The organism is Haemophilus haemolyticus (assembly GCF_003490935.1).
GTDB classification, from domain to species: Bacteria; Pseudomonadota; Gammaproteobacteria; order Enterobacterales; family Pasteurellaceae; genus Haemophilus; species Haemophilus haemolyticus_M.
The window spans coordinates 83,838-103,497 of the sequence record NZ_QQGD01000004.1 but is presented as its reverse complement, the minus strand read 5'-3'; the positions used below and the strand labels follow the sequence as shown (position 1 = coordinate 103,497).

The 19,660-nt window shown below is 39.5% G+C and carries 13 protein-coding genes and 1 riboswitch; of the genes, 3 read left to right on the top strand and 10 right to left on the bottom strand.

Translation table 11 applies throughout. The features are described 5' to 3' along the window. Nucleotides 1-33: 33 nt before the first annotated feature. The 4 genes from DV417_RS06440 to DV417_RS06425 all read right to left on the bottom strand — a co-directional run bounded on the left by DV417_RS06440 (nucleotide 34) and on the right by DV417_RS06425 (nucleotide 9,242). Nucleotides 34-3,486: an ESPR-type extended signal peptide-containing protein gene (locus DV417_RS06440; protein WP_118879131.1), complete on the bottom strand. Its 3,453-nt coding sequence runs from the start codon at nucleotides 3,484-3,486 to the stop codon at nucleotides 34-36. Between the two features lie 181 nt (nucleotides 3,487-3,667). Continuing rightward, entirely contained in the window at nucleotides 3,668-5,938 is a 2,271-nt protein-coding gene (gene metE, locus DV417_RS06435; RefSeq protein WP_118879130.1) for a 5-methyltetrahydropteroyltriglutamate--homocysteine S-methyltransferase, read from the bottom strand. Nucleotides 5,939-6,234: 296 nt separating this feature from the next. Next, nucleotides 6,235-8,844, bottom strand: coding sequence for an aminopeptidase N (pepN, locus tag DV417_RS06430; RefSeq protein ID WP_118879129.1), 2,610 nt, complete (start codon nucleotides 8,842-8,844; stop codon nucleotides 6,235-6,237). A gap of 53 nt (nucleotides 8,845-8,897) precedes the next feature. Further along, a complete protein-coding gene (locus DV417_RS06425) occupies nucleotides 8,898-9,242 on the bottom strand; it encodes a type II toxin-antitoxin system HicB family antitoxin (RefSeq protein WP_118879190.1) in 345 nt (114 codons plus the stop codon). 287 nt (nucleotides 9,243-9,529) lie between these two features. Here DV417_RS06425 and purE point away from each other — a divergent pair, with 287 nt between their 5' ends. From purE to DV417_RS06410, 3 genes are all read left to right on the top strand, one after another. Then, nucleotides 9,530-10,024 (top strand): 5-(carboxyamino)imidazole ribonucleotide mutase, encoded by a 495-nt coding sequence (gene purE, locus DV417_RS06420; protein ID WP_118879128.1) that lies wholly within the window; start codon nucleotides 9,530-9,532, stop codon nucleotides 10,022-10,024. A 69-nt stretch (nucleotides 10,025-10,093) separates the two neighbouring features. After that, nucleotides 10,094-11,182 carry a 5-(carboxyamino)imidazole ribonucleotide synthase gene (purK, locus tag DV417_RS06415; RefSeq protein ID WP_118879127.1) on the top strand — a complete coding sequence of 363 codons (1,089 nt, stop codon included), beginning with the start codon at nucleotides 10,094-10,096 and terminating at the stop codon, nucleotides 11,180-11,182. Between the two features lie 139 nt (nucleotides 11,183-11,321). Further along, complete coding sequence (locus DV417_RS06410; protein ID WP_118879126.1) at nucleotides 11,322-12,512, top strand: amino acid aminotransferase; 1,191 nt, start codon at nucleotides 11,322-11,324, stop codon at nucleotides 12,510-12,512. Between the two features lie 37 nt (nucleotides 12,513-12,549). Here the strand turns inward: DV417_RS06410 and DV417_RS06405 are convergent, their stop codons facing one another. From DV417_RS06405 to moaA, 6 genes are all read right to left on the bottom strand, one after another. Further along, entirely contained in the window at nucleotides 12,550-15,159 is a 2,610-nt protein-coding gene (locus tag DV417_RS06405) for a restriction endonuclease (protein WP_118879125.1), read from the bottom strand. Between the two features lie 9 nt (nucleotides 15,160-15,168). Next, nucleotides 15,169-16,959 carry a site-specific DNA-methyltransferase gene (locus tag DV417_RS06400; protein ID WP_118879189.1) on the bottom strand — a complete coding sequence of 597 codons (1,791 nt, stop codon included), beginning with the start codon at nucleotides 16,957-16,959 and terminating at the stop codon, nucleotides 15,169-15,171. A gap of 182 nt (nucleotides 16,960-17,141) precedes the next feature. After that, on the bottom strand, nucleotides 17,142-17,594 hold the full coding sequence (gene moaE, locus DV417_RS06390; RefSeq protein WP_118879124.1) for a molybdopterin synthase catalytic subunit MoaE: 453 nt from the start codon (nucleotides 17,592-17,594) through the stop codon (nucleotides 17,142-17,144). Then, nucleotides 17,595-17,840: a molybdopterin synthase sulfur carrier subunit gene (gene moaD, locus DV417_RS06385; protein ID WP_118879123.1), complete on the bottom strand. Its 246-nt coding sequence runs from the start codon at nucleotides 17,838-17,840 to the stop codon at nucleotides 17,595-17,597. A gap of 1 nt (nucleotide 17,841) precedes the next feature. After that, on the bottom strand, nucleotides 17,842-18,324 hold the full coding sequence (moaC, locus tag DV417_RS06380; RefSeq protein ID WP_118782336.1) for a cyclic pyranopterin monophosphate synthase MoaC: 483 nt from the start codon (nucleotides 18,322-18,324) through the stop codon (nucleotides 17,842-17,844). Between the two features lie 88 nt (nucleotides 18,325-18,412). Next, entirely contained in the window at nucleotides 18,413-19,426 is a 1,014-nt protein-coding gene (gene moaA / locus DV417_RS06375) for a GTP 3',8-cyclase MoaA (protein WP_118879188.1), read from the bottom strand. Further along, nucleotides 19,415-19,555: riboswitch (molybdenum cofactor riboswitch) on the bottom strand. It overlaps the preceding gene by 12 nt. Nucleotides 19,556-19,660: the final 105 nt, after the last annotated feature.

Genomic DNA, 19,660 nt, shown 5'->3' with positions numbered 1-19,660 from the left:
CTTTCATTCAAAAGTTAAAGGAAAATCAGGTTATTACCAGAAATATGCTACACCAGCACCAGCACCAACATTACCTTGTGTATTAGCACCTAGTGAGAATTTCACCCCATATTTTCCATTATCAGAAAGGCGACTATAACCAACAGCAACCGCCGATTGACCACGATATTGACCTACTGCAGCAGTAGCAGCTGACAAACCAGGACGATAAGATTGGAGCAAGTTTGCCGTAGCAATTGCACTTGCCGTACCAGCATCTGCACGTTTGCCCACTTTATCAATTCGATGGTTTAACTTATCCATATTGCCACTCAAACGGCTTTCAACAGCATGTAACTGACCACCATTCACGGCATCTTTACTGTCTTTAGCAACAAGCCCATCAGCTACATTACTGATTACACCTTCCTCATTTAAGCGAATTGACTTATCTGCCTTTTTAGTAAACGGTAAGTCGGCAGAAACAGTATATTCATTGCCACTAGATGTGACTTTTATGCCACTACCAGCAACTACTTTAGTTTTCGCCTTATTAATCGCCGCCGCTACTTCACCTGCTTTCGCTAACTTGCCTTTATCATCATCAACAACACTTGCATTATCTCCCGCTGTAATCGTACCCGTTACCGCTGAGACTTTGCCACCTGTGACATTAATCGTTGTGTTATCTGTATCTACAGATACACCATCTGTACCCACAGTAAGACCACCTTTGTCTTTCGCGTTAACAGATACACCGTTTTCATTCACGGTTACACCGTTTCCACCTTGCACAGATAAGCCATTTGCACCCGCAACGATACCTTTGTTCTCCTCAACTTTCGCTGAAACCGTATAGGTGTTAGTCGCCGCATTATGCTCAACCTTCGCACCCTTACCTTCTTCAACTTTCACTTTCGCCGCATTAATCGCGTTAGCTACATTAGTAACAGTGGCAAGTTTATTTCCATCACCAGTATTCGCTTCTGTATCACCTGTCGTTGCATTGGTCGTAAAGCCACCCGTTACCGCTTTCACATTACCTGTCGCTGTATCTACTGTAATGGTTGCGTTATCAGTTGTTACAGATACACCATCTGTACCCACAGTAAGACCACCTTTGTCTTTCGCGTTAACAGATACACCGTTTTCATTCACGGTTACACCGTTTCCACCTTGCACAGATAAGCCATTTGCACCCGCAACGATACCTTTGTTCTCCTCAACTTTCGCTGAAACCGTATAGGTGTTAGTCGCCGCATTATGCTCAACCTTCGCACCCTTACCTTCTTCAACTTTCACTTTCGCCGCATTAATCGCGTTAGCTACATTAGTAACAGTGGCAAGTTTATTTCCATCACCAGTATTCGCTTCTGTATCACCTGTCGTTGCATTGGTCGTAAAGCCACCCGTTACCGCTTTCACATTACCTGTCGCTGTATCTACTGTAATGGTTGCGTTATCAGTTGTTACAGATACACCATCTGTACCCACAGTAAGACCACCTTTGTCTTTCGCGTTAACAGATACACCGTTTTCATTCACGGTTACACCGTTTCCACCTTGCACAGATAAGCCATTTGCACCCGCAACGATACCTTTGTTCTCCTCAACTTTCGCTGAAACCGTATAGGTGTTAGTCGCCGCATTATGCTCAACCTTCGCACCCTTACCTTCTTCAACTTTCACTTTCGCCGCATTAATCGCGTTAGCTACATTAGTAACAGTGGCAAGTTTATTTCCATCACCAGTATTCGCTTCTGTAGCACCTGTCGTTGTATTGAGCTTAAAGCCACCCGTTACCGCTTTAACATTACCTGTCGCTGTATCTACAGTGATTGTTGTACCATCAGTATTCACAGATACACCGCTTCCATCAACAGTAAGACCACCATTGGTTTTCGCGTTAACAGAAACACCGTCTCCATCAACTTTGATACCACCGTCAGTTTTCGCGTTAACAGAAACACCGTCTCCATCAACTTTGATACCACCGTCAGTTTTCGCGTTTACAGAAACACCTTTATCATTAACTGCAACCCCGTCTCCAGCTTTTACTGACAAACCTTCAGCTTTATTCTCTAAACCTTTGTTGCCCTCAACTTTCGCTGAAACCGTATAAGTGTTAGTCGCCTCATTATGATCAACCTTCGCACCATTGCCTGCGGCAACTTTCACTTTCGCCGCATTAATCGCATTGGCTACATTAGTAACAGTGGCAAGTTTATTTCCATCATTATCATTAGCTTCTGTAGCACCTGTCGTTGTATTGAGCTTAAAGCCACCCGTTACCGCTTTAACATTACCTGTCGCTGTATCTACAGTGATTGTTGTACCATCAGTATTCACAGATACACCGCTTCCATCAACAGTAAGACCACCATTGGTTTTCGCGTTTACAGAAACACCATCTCCATCAACTTTGATACCACCGTCAGTTTTCGCGTTAACAGAAACACCATCTCCATCAACTTTAATACCACCGTCAGTTTTCGCGTTAACAGAAACACCATCTCCATCAACTTTGATACCACCGTCAGTTTTCGCGTTAACAGAAACACCGTCTCCATCAACTTTGATACCACCGTCAGTTTTCGCGTTTACAGAAACACCGTCTCCATCAACTTTGATACCACCGTCAGTTTTCGCGTTTACAGAAACACCGTCTCCATCAACTTTGATACCACCGTCAGTTTTCGCGTTAACAGAAACACCGTCTCCATCAACTTTGATACCACCGTCAGTTTTCGCGTTAACAGAAACACCGTCTCCATCAACTTTGATACCACCGTCAGTTTTCGCATTAACAGAAACCTTATTATCCGTAGAGACTGAAATTCCATCTCCTGAAGCAACAGGGGTGCTACCACCAGCACCACCACCAGCAGTATCACCACCTACCCATGTAATTGTGGTTTCACCATTTGCAGATTCCACTTGTATTTTATCCGGGCTACCAGATTTGATTTCAGATTTAATAATTGTATGACCTGCGTTATCACCTTCCACAGGCTGGTCTATTGATATCGCACCGCTACCGTCAGCAGCCTTAACTGGCGCATCAAAGGTGATTTTATGAGATTTATTTTCAGCTTTTTTAAGTCTAATCCCTTTATTCCCTTCTAAAACCAATCTAGAATTATCGCTATTATCTTCTGTTGGGGCCGAATCTTTATCTAATACGCCTATATTCATCTCTGTATCTGGGCACGCACTATCTGCATTTCCATTGGGGCATCCAGCATAATGTTCAAGATCATCTGGCTCACCAGTGTTAGCAGTCGTAACACGAAAATAATAGTCTGTTCCCAACTCAGAAGGTTGAAGATTCTTAGCCACATCCGAGTCCGTGTTACTCGCCTGCGCGAAAGGAGAAAGCATGCCAGCAACAAGAGTAGCTGCAACGGCGGTCACAGAAGCACGTTTTTTGTGTTTTTTAGTCAGTTCAGATACGGCGACCCAAGCTTGAGCTGCTTCGTTCCATACAATTCTAAAAATTTTATTCATAAAGTTCCTCTTTAGAGATAGTTACATTAAAAAATGAGCGCGGATTATACACAATAACAATAACAATAACAATAACAATAACAATAACATAATATTTTATGTTTCACCATAAATATAAAGGACTGAAATTGTAAAATACAACCTCAGTCCTTAAGTTACAGTTAAGTAATAAACTTAAAATTTACGCTAATTCCGCACGTAATTTTTTGGTCACATCCACCATCACTTTTAATTGATCGATAGTTTCTGTCCAGCCGCGAGTTTTTAAACCGCAGTCTGGGTTTACCCATAAGCGTTCTTTTGGAATGACATTTAATGCTTTGCGTAATAAGTGTTCAATTTCACCCGCGGTTGGTACACGAGGGCTGTGGATATCATACACACCTGGACCGATGTCATTCGGGTAGTTGAATTTTACGAAGGCATCTAATAACTCCATATCTGAACGTGAAGTTTCAATGGTAATCACGTCTGCATCTAATGCGGCAATCGCAGGTAAGATGTCGTTAAACTCGGAATAACACATATGTGTGTGAATTTGTGTATCATCTTGCACGCCCATTGAGCTTAAACGGAATGCTTCGCCTGCCCATTGTAAATACGCATCCCAATCTGCACGTTTAAGTGGCAAACCTTCACGAATTGCTGGTTCATCGATTTGGATAACTTTAATGCCTGCCGCTTCTAAATCTAACACTTCATCAGATAATGCTACGCCGATTTGTTTACATACGGTTGAACGTGGAATATCGTTACGCACGAATGACCATTGTAAAATAGTTACAGGACCAGTAAGCATTCCTTTCATTACACGATTAGTTAAACTTTGAGCATATTGTGACCAACGTACTGTCATTGGCTCTGGGCGAGTCACATCACCGTAAATTACTGGTGGTTTCACACAACGTGAACCGTAACTTTGTACCCAACCAAATTTAGTGAATGCGAAACCATCTAATAATTCCCCAAAGTATTCCACCATGTCGTTACGTTCTGCTTCACCGTGAACTAACACATCTAAATCTAATTCTTCTTGGCGACGTACCACATATTCGATCTCTTTTTTCATTGCCGCTTCGTAATCTGCAAGAGATAACTCGCCTTTTTTGAAACTTGCACGAGCATGACGGATTTCAGTCGTTTGCGGGAATGAGCCAATGTTTGTAGTTGGCAGAAGCGGTAAATTTAACCACGCATTTTGCTTAACGATACGTTCTGCAAATGGTGATTTACGTTGATCCGCACCTTTTGGCAAGTTCGCTAAACGTTCTGCCACTTCTGGACGATGAATTTCTTTTGAGGTTGCGCGTGCATCTGCTGCCGCTTGGCTTGCATCTAATGCCGCTTGAACAGAGGCTCTGCCATTATTTAAGGCTTGTTTTAATACATTTAATTCTTCCACTTTTTGTAGCGTGAAAGATAACCAGCTATAAAGTGCGGTATTTTTTTCTTTTAATTGTACTTCCACTTCTAAATCAAATGGGGTGTGCAATAATGAACAGCTTGGTGCAATCCATAAACGCTCGCCTAATTTTGCTTTTAATGGCTCTAATACATCTAACACTTTGTTTAAGTTTGCACGCCAGATATTACGACCTTCAATCACGCCAGCTGATAACACTTTGCTGTAATCTTCAAAGGCTGCAAGTTGTTCTGGCGCACGCACTAAATCTAAATGCAAGCCTGCAATAGGTAAGGCTTTTAATAACTCAGCGTGTTGTGCAACGGAACCAAAATAAGTGGCTAATAATAATTTTGCGTTCACTTTGCTTAATTCAGCATACACAGATTTATAGGCTTCAACCCATTCTGCTGGTAAATCTAATGCTAATGCAGGTTCATCAATTTGAATCCACTCCGCACCTTCAGCCACTAATGCATTTAAGATTTCAACATAAACAGGCACTAATTGATTTAACAAATCGAAACGGTTAAATGCTTCGCCTTTTTCTTTACCCAACCATAAGAATGTTAATGGACCAACAATTACTGGTTTGAAGTTTAAGCCTAACGCTTTCGCTTCACGAATTTGATTCACGTAATGAGCTGGATTTGCCTTGAATTGTGTATTTTTATGAAATTCTGGCACGAGATAGTGATAGTTCGTATCAAACCATTTGGTCATTTCAATCGCAAATTGATCTTTGTTACCGCGTGCAAGTTGGAAATATTGATCAAGGGTTAAATTTTGGCTATCAAAACCAAAACGAGCAGGAATTGCCCCTGTTGCCACTTGTAAATCTAAAATATGATCGTAGAACGTGAAATCGCCCACTGCCACAAAATCCGCATTGGCAGCCGCTTGATGTTTCCAGTTTTTTTCACGCAACGCTTTCGCTAAATCTAATAAATCTTGCTCGGCTAATTCTTTACGCCAATAACGTTCTTGTGCAAATTTTAATTCACGTTTCGCACCCACACGAGGAAAGCCTAAAATATGTGATGTTGTCATAATAACTCCCGTTTTAAAGTAATCTTCTTAATCATTTAGACGGCTAAACGTCTGTACGGGTATAGAATGCGTCATCTTGGTGTATTATGCAAACTTATTATTTTCAGGATTTGTATGAAATAAATTAATATTAAAACTAGATATAAAACAAAGGGGCATACTAAATGCCCCAAAAACTATTGAAAAATTTACCGCACTTTTAACCATATTTTAAAGATCTGGCTTTAGGTGATTTGATTTTCAGTTGGTTACAATATGTAACCAACTCATTTCCCTTTTACGCACATTTACTCCACCTACTGCAACGCTTTCTCAATTTTTTCAAATAAATCTTTTGAAAGATTTTCTACAACGCTTAGGCGTTCTAAAGCTCGTTTCATCAGCGTTTGGCGTTGGGTATCAAAGCGAGAAAAACGAATTAATGGCTCGATTAAACGCGCAGCCACTTGCGGATTGCTTTCATTTAAACGAATTAACACATCCGTTAAGAAACGATAGCCTGATCCGCTTACGTTATGGAATGCTTTTAAGTTGTGATTTGCAAAGCTACCCACTAATGCACGTAAACGGTTTGGATTATTAAAGTTAAAACTTGGGTGATCCATTAATAACTGAATAATTTCCAATACATTTTCATCTGGGCGAGTGGCTTGTAATGCAAACCATTTATCCATCACTAATCCATCGTGTTGCCATTTTTGTTCAAAATCAGCTAGCAACGCATCTCTGCAAGGTAATACGGCTTTAGTCGCAACACTTAATGCAGCCAATGTATCTGTCATATTATTCGCATTATTGTAGTGTTTTTGTACTAGATTGTTGCCCAAATTGGTGTAAGCCAAATAAGTTAAGCAAAGATTACGCATTGCACGTAAGGCGATGTCTTGTTGCATAACTTGATAATCATCAAGACGAATATGGGTATAAACACGCAAGAAATCATCTTTTAAAGTCTCGGCAATTTGCGCTTGCATAAATGCTCTTGCGGCTGAAATGCCATCAGGATCGATGGTTTTGAAACCTTCGGCAAATTCCATTTCTTTTGGCAGCGTGAGAATTAAGGTTGCCAATTCAATATCTTTCTCATAATGGTTGAGAACATGAGAAAGTGCGGTCAACATTTCAGACGAAATTTCTAACGCCTCGCCTTGTTGGAAACGCACAACATTACGACGTAATTCTTGCGCAAATAACATCTGAGCCGCATCCCAACGGATAAATTGATTATCTGCGAATTTCAGCAAGCCTAATAACTGCTCAGTTTTGTAATCATAATCCAGTTTGACTGGCGCGGAGAAATCACATAACAATGCTGGAATTGGGCGACCATAAATGCCATGAAACTCAAAGACTTGATCTTTTTCAGTAACATTTAATACATCACTCAACAGTTCGCCATTATATTGCAGCATTTGTTTCGTGCCATTCACATCATAAAGCGCCACTTTTAATGGAATATGTAAATTCACTTTTTCCATTTGATCGGCGGTTGGCGGTGTGGATTGTGAAACTGTTAAACGATAAGTATGCGTTTTTTCGTCATAAGCATCGCTAATCAATAATTCTGGTGTACCCGATTGGCTATACCAACGGCGGAATTGGTTTAAATCGAGGTCATTTGCACGTTCCATGGCAGAAACAAAATCTTCACAGGTTGCGGCTTTGCCATCATTTTCAGCAATATAAAGTTGCATCCCTTTTTGGAAACCTTGCTCACCTAATAAAGTGTGCAACATACGAATCACTTCCGCCCCTTTTTCATATACAGTAACGGTATAGAAGTTATTCATTTCAATCACTTTCTCAGGGCGAATTGGGTGAGACATTGGGCTTGAATCTTCGGCAAATTGCACAGTGCGTAAAAATTTCACATTATTAATGCGATTCACTGCGCGCGAACCCGTATCTGAAGAAAACTCTTGGTCACGGAAAACCGTTAAGCCTTCTTTCAAACTTAGTTGGAACCAATCTCGGCAAGTCACACGGTTGCCTGTCCAGTTATGAAAATATTCGTGTGCAATCACACTTTCAATCGCAAGATAATCCTCATCTGTTGCCGTTTGTGGATTGGCTAATACAAATTTAGAGTTAAAGATATTTAACCCTTTATTTTCCATTGCGCCCATATTGAAGAAGTCCACGGCAACAATCATGTAAATATCTAAGTCATATTCTAAATTAAAGCGATCTTCATCCCATTTCATCGCTTTTTTCAGACTTTCCATTGCCCAAGTTGCACGGTTAAGATTGCCGCGATCCACATAAAGCTCTAAAGCCACTTCACGACCACTTTTAGTAATAAATTTATCTTGTAATAAATCAAAATCCCCTGCCACTAAAGCGAATAAATAGCTTGGTTTCGGGAATGGATCGTTCCATTCCACCCAATGGCGACCATCTTCTAATTCACCACTTGCAATGCGGTTACCATTCGAAAGTAAGAATGGATATTTGGTTTTATCTGCCGTAATTTTAGTTGTGTAACGCGCTAACACATCAGGACGATCAAGCATATAAGTGATTTGACGAAAACCTTCCGCCTCACATTGCGTACAAATGCCTTCACCAGACTGATATAGCCCCTGTAATGAAGTGTTTTCTGCTGGTACAAGGAAGGTCACAATTTCAAGTTCAAATTCTTCCGCACTTTTACCTTTTAAATCGAGCGTTAAACTCTCGCCATCTTGTTGATAGGCAGAAAATGGCTCACCATTAAATTTAATAGAAGAAAACTGGAAACTATGCCCATCTAAACGTAAAGAAGTCGCTTCATCATTTAAGCGTTGGAATTTTGTAGTTGCCGTCACCTCAGTATGTTTTGGATCGAGTTGAAAATCTAAATAAATGTCTGTGACAGTAAAATCTGGTTGTTTGTAATCTTTTCTATATTTTGCTTTGGCTAACATAATTTGCCCTACTTTGAAGAAAGAAAATGTGAATATGATATCGTTACGTTTTGTTATCTTAAACTTGGTTTTTCACGAAAAATTTTTTCTTGAATCGCTTCCGTCACAAAAGCATTAAGTGAACGATCGCCTGCTATTATCGTAGCTTCTCTATGCAATTCCTCGCCAATTCGTACATTAAATACACCTTTAAAAGGCTTATTCGGTTCTTTACCTAATTCCAAACAATCTTGTAAATATAAATCAACAGATTGACAAAATTCTTTTTCTAGCTCAGATAATGACTCTGCTTCGTAAGTCACTAAATCACGAATGTAAGCAAGTTTGCCAAATAATATATTGTTTTCTAAATCCGCCTCAATCGTGCCAACATAACCTTTATAATTTAATAACTTCATAGAATACCTACCTGTTTTAATGATTCTTTCACTGACTTTAATATAATTTTCAGGATTCCAATTAAATGTAGATTTTGATTGTGCGAGCTTATCTAATAATTTTTCAGTTCGTCCCATATAAACTATCGCCCATTAATTTGGTATCAAGTATAGTTACTAAAATTTAAAAATCAAATAATTATAAGATAAGACTAGGTAGTACCCAATAAGATAGCAAACGTTTGCTTGATGTATGTAAGATATGCTATTCTACGCCACGTTTTTAATTAAAAAATTGAGAAAATAGCATGCCAAAAACTGCACAAATTGCCGTTGTGATGGGTTCCAAAAGCGATTGGGCTACCATGCAAGAGGCAACTCAGATTTTAGATGAATTAAAAGTACCTTATCATGTGGAAGTCGTCTCGGCTCATCGTACGCCTGATAAACTTTTTGAATTTGCCGAAAATGCACAAAAAAATGGTTACAAAGTAATTATTGCTGGTGCAGGTGGTGCGGCACATTTACCTGGCATGATCGCAGCGAAAACACTTGTGCCAGTGCTGGGTGTGCCAGTAAAAAGTTCTATGTTAAGTGGCGTAGATAGCCTTTATTCAATTGTGCAAATGCCAAAAGGGATTCCAGTCGGAACATTAGCTATTGGCCCTGCAGGTGCGGCAAATGCCGGATTGTTAGCCGCACAAATTCTAGCAGGTTGGGATACAGAATTACTTTCACGCTTACAGTCTTTCCGTGAAAGCCAAACTCATGCTGTACTGGACAATCCCGATCCACGCACATAAAAATTTCTTCAGTTCTGACCGCACTTCTAAAATGCGGTTGTTTTTTTCGTAAATTTAACGAGAAATATTATGCAAAACTCCACCTTATACCCAACGGTTTATGTACTCGGCAACGGACAACTCGGCAGAATGTTACGTTACGCGGGCGCACCTTTAGATATTTATGTTGAACCCTTAGCCTTCAATGCGCTAGTTTTTGACTTACCTGAAAATGCAATCATCACGGCGGAAATTGAACGCTGGGAAAAAACGCCTTTGACTGAATTACTCGGTAATCATAAAAACTTCGTTAATCAACATGTATTTGGATTATTAGCCGATCGTTTTACTCAAAAATCCTTGCTTGATGAACTGAATCTTTCTACCTCGTCTTGGTGTTTATTAAAAGATAAAACACAATGGAATGATATTTTCCAAACCATTGGCGAGAAAGTTGTCGTTAAACGCAGAACAGGCGGATATGATGGACGTGGTCAATGGATTATCAGCGATGAAAACAAAGCGGACATCACCGATGATTTATTTGGTGAAGTGATCGCAGAAAAATTTATTCCTTTCGATTATGAGGTTTCTATTGTAGGCGCAAGATTTAAAAATGGCGAAAAGCGTTTTTATCCCGTTACGCATAACCTGCAACAAAACGGTATTTTGCGTTACAGTGTGGTTGATAGTGCTTTTCCTCAACAATCTGCACAACAAAAGCAAGCTGAAACAATGCTCAGCAAAATTATGGATAAGCTAGGCTATATTGGTGTGATGGCAATGGAATGTTTTGTTGTAGGCAACAAATTACTAATTAACGAACTTGCGCCTCGCGTACATAACAGTGGGCATTGGACACAACTAGGATGCTCGATTAGCCAATTTGAATTACATTTACGTGCGCTACTCGATTTGCCAACGCCTGACTTACAAACTTTCGCTCCTAGTGTGATGGTGAATTTAATCGGCACAAACCATAACCCAAAATGGCTTAATACACAGTTTGCACAACTTCATTGGTACGGTAAAGAAGTCAGAGCTGGGCGTAAAGTCGGACATATCAATCTTTCCCATCCTAATAAAACAGTCATTATTCAACAATTAGAAAAACTCCGCACTGAGTTACCAGAAAATTATCAATCGGGATTAAATTGGACGATTGAAAAACTAAAATAATGTAAAAAATGACCGCACTTTTTGATGAATATTTAAAAATATCAAAGTGCGGTTAATTTTTATAAAAATCTTTCTTGATAAAATAAAACGGCTGAAGTATAAAATTATCCACCACACAACACATACATAAGGAAAAGCTATGTTTGAACATATCAAAGCGGCACCAGCCGATCCAATCTTAGGCTTAGGCGAAGCATTCAAATCCGAAACTCGCGAAAATAAAATCAACTTGGGTATTGGCGTTTATAAAGATGCGCAAGGCACAACCCCGATTATGCGTGCGGTAAAAGAAGCCGAAAAACGCTTATTTGATAAGGAAAAAACGAAGAATTATCTGACTATCGATGGTATTTCTGATTATAACGAACGAACAAAAGAACTCCTTTTCGGTAAAGATTCTGAAGTCATCAAATCTAATCGTGCGAGAACAGTACAAAGTTTAGGCGGAACAGGCGCATTACGCATTGCGGCAGAATTTATTAAACGTCAAACCAAAGCACAAAATGTTTGGATCAGCACCCCAACATGGCCAAATCACAATGCAATTTTCAATGCTGTGGGCATGACGATTCGTGAATATCGTTATTATGATGCTGAACGTAAAGCCCTTGATTGGGAACATTTACTCGAAGATTTAAGCCAAGCAAGTGAAGGTGATGTGGTGCTTTTACACGGTTGCTGCCACAATCCAACTGGTATTGACCCAACCCCAGAACAATGGCAAGAATTAGCCGCACTTTCAGCGAAAAACGGCTGGTTGCCACTCTTTGACTTTGCTTATCAAGGTTTAGCTAATGGCTTAGACCAAGATGCTTACGGTTTACGTACTTTCGCGGCAAATCATAAAGAATTATTAGTGGCAAGTTCATTCTCTAAAAACTTTGGTTTATACAATGAGCGTGTAGGTGCCTTTACCCTTGTAGCAGAAAATGCAGAAATTGCGTCAACCGCTTTAACACAGGTGAAATCAATTATTCGTACTCTCTACTCTAACCCGGCATCTCACGGCGGCGCAACTGTAGCAACAGTATTAAATGATCCTCAACTCCGTCAAGAATGGGAAAATGAATTAACTGAAATGCGTGAACGTATCAAAAAAATGCGTCATTTATTTGTTCAGTTATTAAAAGAATATGGTGCAGAACAAGATTTCAGCTTTATTATGGGACAAAACGGTATGTTCTCTTTCAGCGGCTTATCACCTGAACAAGTTGATCGCTTAAAAGAAGAATTTGCGATTTACGCCGTTCGTTCTGGTCGTATCAATGTAGCGGGTATCACAGAAGATAATATTCGTTATTTATGTGAAAGTATTGTGAAAGTGCTGTAATTAACTCTATCAGACAGCCAATAATGGCTGTCTAATTTTAACAGACCGCTTCACTTAATTCATCTACGCTCTGCACAACCCTATATTCCAAATCATCGTAATCTCTATGGAGATGTTCAAAATTCTTTCTGGCATAAGCAATTTTCATTTGTTCTGAAGGATCCAACTTGCTTTCATCCACACCACGCTGAATACCCTTAGCGGTATTTTTGGTTTCCGCCACAAAGTAAACTTTATTCTGCCCTTTAAATACTACTGCCCAGTCGGGATTATAATTCCCCAATGGCGTTGGAATTTTAAAATTTTTCGGTAACTTAAAATAAAACTCGACATCTTCACTGCTTTCACAATGGCGGGCAAACGTATTTTCCGTGTTGGAATCTAGGGCAATATAGCCCTCATAAATGGTTTTTGATTGATTACTCACAGAAAAACTGTATTGATTAAGATAAAACTCAAAATCCTTAAATAATGTCATTTCATAGGTACGATCCGCAATGCGGTGATATTCCACACCATCCGCCATAATTTGGCTTAACGCTTCATTAATTTTTTCTGCAACCAAATCAATAAAACGTTGTGGATTATGATAAATCTCTGCCAATCGTTCTGATTTTTGCAAAATACGGCAAATGGTTTGACGGGTTAGCCCGGTTTTCTTCTGTAATTCACCCAACACATCGGGAATATCCCAGTGAGTTTTTGAGGTTACCTGATTGGAAGAACGATATTCTGTCGTCACACCTTTTTCATTAATCGCAAAGGCGACCTTTTCATGTCGAATTTTCACCTCATCAATACGTGGCATTTTGACTAAATTTTTGACCGCACTTTCGATCAAATCATCCTGTGAAAAATTGACCCGATAAGTCGTTTGGTGCTTAATACGTTCCCAAATCGCGGAAAATTCAGGGTGTTGGCTAAAATCTTTGCGATAACGCACATATTTTCGATCCAGCTTATTTTTAATTTGTCCTTTATCAAAGGACACACCGCAATCTTCTTCAATTTCCCGTTGTAATTTGGTCGCAAATTCCTCATAGCTTTCATTGGCAATCACTGTCAGGATATTTTTATCCCGCTCATGACTTCTTACACCAAACCGGTTCACCGGCAAGCGCAATCCGCGTCCAATTTCTTGTCGTTTTTTAATTTCCGAATGGGTATCGTTTAACGTACAAATTTGGAACACATTCGGATTATCCCACCCCTCACGCAAAGCCGAGTGAGAGAAAATAAAACGCAACGGATTACCCAAGGACAGCAAGGATTCTTTATCCCGCATAATTAAATTATAAGCCTTATTGTCTGCCTGTGTTGTACCATTGGTATCTTTCCATACGCCTTTTTTATCTTCTGAAAAATAACCAGCATGCACGCCAGAAGGATCTTCATCGGTTAAATGACGATAAATCTCTTCAAACCATTGATAAAATTTGCCATCATTACGATAGTTAGCTACTTTATCAATAAAAAATAGCGACAACACTTTTATACCTAGCGGATTTAAGATTTTTTCCTTGCGTAAATGTTCTTCTATTGTGCGACGAATTTGCATTTTTTGAATGTCGTCTTTCAAGAGAGAATTATCAACGCCTTTCGTCACTTTTAATCCGCCGGAAAACTCAATCTGTTGTTCCTCAACATTCATTCCTTCCAAAATATAACCACTGCGATAAACTTCATTTTGTCTGGAAAGATCAAATAAGTCTTGATTCGGCTTAACCGTGACGACTTTCTTCTTCATCGACTTATCATTTACCAAGATTTCCACTTTTGCCGACCAACTTTTCGCACCGGCGTTAATTTCTTTTAACGCCACATAAGCGCCATTCACATCATTATCCGCCAATACGCTGTCCACTTCGATTTGCTTCACTAAGCCTAATTCGTACGCCTGCACGGGATTGAGGCGAAAAATCGGGTTATAGGCGTTTTTATGGGTCGCCGAATAGCGCAGAGTGAATAACGGATTGAGAGTCGCAATAGCATGACGGCGAATATCCGTTTCCATATTCTGCGGTTCATCAATAATCACAATAGGATTGACGTTTTGAATATAACGAATGGGCGCATCGCCACTTTCATTTTGTGTATTAATCACATTGCTTTCTTTAGCAAAGGCATCAATATTCATCACCAAAATTTCAATATGATTGCCGGTAGCAAAGGCTTTTAAGCGGGAAAGTTGATTACTCTTATATTCGTATTTCGGATTTACGCTCGGGTTATCAAACAAGGTGGCAAAGTGGTTACGTGTTGTTTCCAAGGTATGCAATACGCCCTCACGAATAGGTACACTCGGCACCACAATCACAAATTTCTGCCAACCATATTGACGATTCAATTCAAAAATCGTGCGCAAGTAAACATAGGTTTTCCCCGTTCCGGTTTCCATTTCTACGGTAAAATTTCTACCCTGTTCCTCAATAAAAGTGCGGTAAAAATTAAACTTGTTTTGTTGCTTAGCCAAGTTTTGTTGTAGCTGTTCATCATTAATTTGTAACGGCAAATTCGCCACGAAACGCATATCATTCTGCGCTTTCAAACCGAATTCCGTTTGCTGATTAGGCTGTCCGATGAACAAATCCACCGCCGCTTGAATCGCATGCATTTGGTAATCCAAGGTTTCAAATTGAAGTTCCATTTTGCCTCCTTAAAGCACAAAGAAGGCAATGCCTGCATCATTCATTTGCAACTCGGCATTTTTCTTTAAGGCATCATCGCCATTAAACAACGAATCTAACGTCACGACTTTTTTGGGCTGGGCAGAAATCACCTGATCCAATAAATCCGCACTCAGGGTTTCAAGCAACAAGGCAAACTGTTGCCCGCCTTCATCACTCACCCAAAACACCTGATTTTTCGACCGCACTTTTGCCGTTAATTTCAAGCCCAAGCGCAATAAAATTTCATAAAGCATGGCGTCAGGCGTTGCCTCTTTCCGCACGGGATCCACAAACAATTCGATTTGCTGTGCTAAATTTTCTGCCGACGGTGATTGCCATTGTTTAAAGTGGCTGTCAGTCAGCTTAAATACTTTAAAACCAATATCCAGTTGTTTATCAGGATGATTTTCAGCAATTTTTTTACCGGCGCGACGGATGCGTTCTTTTGTAATTTCAGAAATAGTCCTAAAACCAGACTTGAAAGCATCTGAATCTTTATCTGTTTGTTCTGGTAATTGCACACAGATAAATTTCCGATTATGTATGGTATCTTGGCTATTTAACTCCATAACAGCTTGCAAAGTTGTCCCAGAGCCAGCAAAGAAATCCAAAATCACATCATTTTCAGCGGTTGACGAGAATATTAGATTTTTTAATAAATCAACTGGCTTTACTGTATCAAACCCAATTTGGGCTTCAAGTAATTCATTTAACTCTTTTTTTCCATCTTCTGCGCTACCTACATCAGAAAAATGAGACCAAAATGGCTTTGATACAAAATTATCTTCATCTTCTGGATACACAGCGACTTTAATTTTTCCATCAATGATCTCTATTCTATCTTTTTGTATAAGAGACTTTATTTCATCTTCACCTATTTTCCAACGCTGTCCTTCCGGTGGAACTATATTAAAAATAGGGAATTTCATAGTATCTCTTTTTTTGGCTCCAATATCAGAGTCTAAAATATCTTTATATCGGCATAATCCTAGCTTCCCATTTTTATCATAAGCTCGCTCCTCTGTTTTTCGCAATTTAAAGGAAATTTCAGATTTCTTATATGCTAAAACATATTCAATATTTTTCTGTAACTGGAATTTTGCAGTACCTGAATTAATAGGTTTAGTTTTCTTAATCCACGTTATAATCCCAACAAAATTCTCCTCCCCAAATACCTCATCACACAACAACTTCAACTGAGCCTGCTCATTGTCATCAATGGAAATAAAAATCACACCGTCATCTTTCAGTAAATTTTTTGCCAAATGCAAACGGGGGAGCATCATATTTAGCCATTTGCTGTGGAAGTGCCCGTTTTCCTTGCTGTTTTTCTTGAAAGCCAGTTTGAGGTTGCCTTCCTCATCCAATTCGCCGCTTTGTTCCTGGTAATCTTTAAGATCCAGCTTGAAATTGTCGTTATAAACAAAATCATTACCTGTGTTATAAGGCGGATCGATATAAATCATTTTGATGCTATTGAAATAGGATTTTTGTAACACTTTCAACACATCCAGATTTTCCCCTTCAATAAAAATATTTTCAGTGGAATCAAAGTTGACACTTTCCGCTGGTTGCGGTGTAAGAGTTTTGCAAGTTTGTGCTTGTAATATGCGATAGGCTTCCGATTTTCCCGCCCAGTTCAACATATAACGCTCGGGCTCGGAAGTAATGTGGTCAGAAAAAAGTTGTTGGAATTTTTGAAAATCAATTTGCTCTTCGCAAAAAATTTCAGGTAGAAGTAATTTGAGTTGCGTTAATTTAATGGATAGGTTATCCAAGTGCTGTGCTGTGCTGTGCTGTGCTGTGCTGTGCTGTGCTGTGCTGTGCTGTGCTGTGCTGTGCTGTGCTGTGCTGTGCTGTGCTGTGCTGTGCTGTGCTGTGCTGTGCTGTGCTGTGCTGTCAGGCATTATGATGCTCCTTTTAAATATGTCAATAATATAAAACAACAAATTTTTATTATTTACCACTTATCTAACGCTTCTTTATCGCTATCTCTCGCTTCAATCCAACGTTCACCTTGATGGGTTTGTTCTTTTTTCCAGAACGGCGCTTTGGATTTTAAGAAGTCCATAATAAATTCATTAGCATGGTAGGCATCTCCACGATGAGCAGAACTGATGCCGACTAAAACAATTTCATCGCCAGTATGTAAAAGTCCCACACGATGAATCACTGACACTCGCTGGATATCCCAACGTGCTTTCGCCTGTTCTACAATTTCACGTAAGGCTTTTTCTGTCATGGCGGGATAATGCTCTAAGTATAAACTGGATACCTCATCGCCTAAATTAAGATCGCGAACTTTACCCACGAAAATAACCGTTGCGCCAACCGAATGTTGCTCAGAAAGCCATTGGTAAACGACATTTTGATCAAAAGGTTGTTCTTGTACTGAAATTTGAATATCAGCCATTTAGCCCCCTGTTACCGGTGGGAAAAACGCAATTTCATCCCCATTTTTGACCACACTGTCTAATGGCATCAAGGTTTGATTGATGGCGACTAAAAGCTTCCCTTTTTCTAACGCTAACGCCCATCTATCACCTTTTTGAGCAAGATGTTCACGCACCGCTTCCGCTGTTGCAAAATCGCCTTCAAGCTGAATTGAATCTTCCCCAATTAATTCTCGAGTTTGAGCAAAAAATAAAACATTTAACATCTTATTTTTCCTCCGCAATAAAATGACCGGATTTTCCACCGCTCTTTTCTAACAGGCGAACGTGCTCAATTACCATGTCTTTTTGTACGGCTTTACACATATCGTAAATGGTTAAGGCTGCTACGCTTGCAGCGGTTAATGCTTCCATTTCTACGCCGGTTTTTCCGGTTAATTTACAAAGAGATTGAATGCGAACTTGGTTGGTTTCAAGTAACGGTTCTAAATTCACTTCTACTTTAGAAAGTAACAACGGATGGCAAAGCGGGATAAGTTCCCAAGTGCGTTTTGCCGCTTGAATACCTGCAATACGTGCTGTAGCAAATACATCGCCTTTGTGATGTTTGCCTTCCACTATCATGAAAAGGGTTTCTTTTGACATGGTAACAATGGCTTCAGCACGAGCTTCGCGAACGGTCTCTGCTTTTGCAGAAACATCCACCATATTGGCTTCGCCTTGAGAATTGATATGCGTAAATGTAGTCATAATAAAATAAAGTACGGTTAAAATATTGAATGTTTTACATATGTGACGAAAGCAAAATAAGTGAACAGTAAAAGTCACCTATTTTCTTTTAGCCACCGATAGAAGCTAAATGGTTTCTTACGCCACTATCGCCAACATGCAAGTAATGATGTTCACGTTTGCCTTGCAATGCAGAAAAAATACGTGCTTGCAAAATATCTTGCTGTTCATACGATTGTAATAAATCACGTAATTCAATGCCTTCTTCGCCGAATAAACAGAGATGAAGTTTACCCTTCGCTGACACTCTGAGACGATTACAGCTTGCACAGAAATTCTTCTCATAAGGCATGATTAAGCCAATTTCACCAGCATAATCAGAATGTGTGAAGACTTTAGCTGGGCCATCAGTATGGGATTTATGCTGTAATGCCCAACCATTTTTCAGCAATTTATCGGCTAAGACTTGTCCAGAAAGATGGTGTTTATCAAAGAAGCTATCCATTTCACCTGTTTGCATGAGTTCGATAAAACGCATTTGAATTGGGCGATCTTTCACCCAAACAAGGAATTGCTCAAACTCTTTGTCATTCAAATTTTTCATCAAAACTGAATTGACTTTAACTTTGTTGTAGCCCACCTCAAATGCACGATCGATACCACGCATCACGTCATCAAATTTATTGATACCTGTAATTTGATGGAACATTTTCGGATCTAAGCTATCAACACTGACGTTAATAGACGTAATTCCTGCTTTCTTCCAATCAGCCACATCTTTTGCCATGCGATAGCCATTTGTCGTGACGGCTAATTGACGGATTCCATCAATATTAGCAATGCTTTCAGCAATAGAAATAAAATCTTTGCGTAAAGTCGGTTCGCCACCCGTTAAACGGATTTTCTCTGTACCCATTTCAGCAAATGCTTGAGCAAGATGGGTAATTTCTTTTAAAGTTAAGAAACTTGGTTTGTTAGCTTCGGGTTGATAACCATCAGGTAAACAATAGGTACAACGGAAATTGCACTGATCGGTAATCGACAGTCGTAGATAGTAATACTGGCGTTGGAAAGGATCGACTAAGCGAGACTCTCCTACGTTTTTAATAGGAATGGATTGCATTTTACACCTTTCTAAATACGGAGAGGATAAACCGTTTCCAGCGTATCCCTGAATAACACACGGCGTTATTGGCTTGTCGCCGTATTTCTATGAAACTTAGGCCAAACAAGCTCGGAGTTATGCGTTAAATTTGATTTGTCGTCATTCTAAAAGATTTCACTTCATAAACACAATCAATAATATTGATGAAAATCAGTATTTTCCTAAATTCTTAAAAATCAATTATATAAAAAA